Annotated in this window: 2 protein-coding genes; both read left to right on the top strand. The window is 70.6% G+C overall.

The annotated features are described in order from the left end of the window. On the top strand, positions 1–324 hold a 324-nt coding region (locus FHP25_RS40495; RefSeq protein WP_178134154.1), incomplete at its 5' end, for a MotA/TolQ/ExbB proton channel family protein. 4 nt (positions 325–328) lie between these two features. After that, a partial coding sequence (gene exbD, locus FHP25_RS40500) for a TonB system transport protein ExbD (RefSeq protein WP_147852693.1) occupies positions 329–737 on the top strand: 409 nt, incomplete at its 3' end.

Here is a 737-nt window from a genome sequence, read left to right on the forward strand (position 1 = left end):
ACCGGGATCCTGGCCACCATCGGCTCGACGGCGCCGTTCATCGGCCTGTTCGGCACGGTGTGGGGGATCATGAACAGCTTCATCGGCATCTCCAAGGCGCAGACGACGAACCTGGCGGTGGTGGCGCCGGGCATCGCCGAGGCGCTGCTGGCGACGGCGCTCGGGCTGGTGGCGGCGATCCCGGCGGTGGTGATCTACAACGTCTTCGCGCGCTCGATCTCGGGCTACCGCATGCTGCTGGCGGATGCGTCGGCGGCGATCCTGCGGCTGGTGAGCCGCGACCTGGACCGCGGCACGCTGCCGCTGTCGAAGGCGGCGGAGTAGGGCGATGTCGGTCCGCCTGCACCACGGCGAGGACGACCTGGCGGAGAGCCATGAGATCAACGTCACGCCGTTCATCGACGTGATGCTGGTGCTGCTGATCATCTTCATGGTGGCGGCGCCGCTGGCGACGGTGGACGTGCCGGTGGACCTGCCGACCTCGACGGCGCAGCGCCAGCCGCGGCCGGACAAGCCGGTGTTCCTGACGGTGAAGGCCGACCTGAGCCTGGCGCTGGGCGACGCGGCGGTGACGCGCGAGGGCCTGGCGGCGGCGCTGAATGCGGCCAGCGGCAGCGACAAGGACAAGCGCATCTTCCTGCGCGCGGCCAGGACGGTGGACTACGGCGCGCTGATGGAGGTGATGAACGCGCTGCGCGGCGCCGGCTACCTGAAGGTGGCGCTGGTCGGCCTCGAGA

Origin of the sequence: Vineibacter terrae (assembly GCF_008039615.1) — a bacterium.
Classification (GTDB): domain Bacteria; phylum Pseudomonadota; class Alphaproteobacteria; order Reyranellales; family Reyranellaceae; genus Vineibacter; species Vineibacter terrae.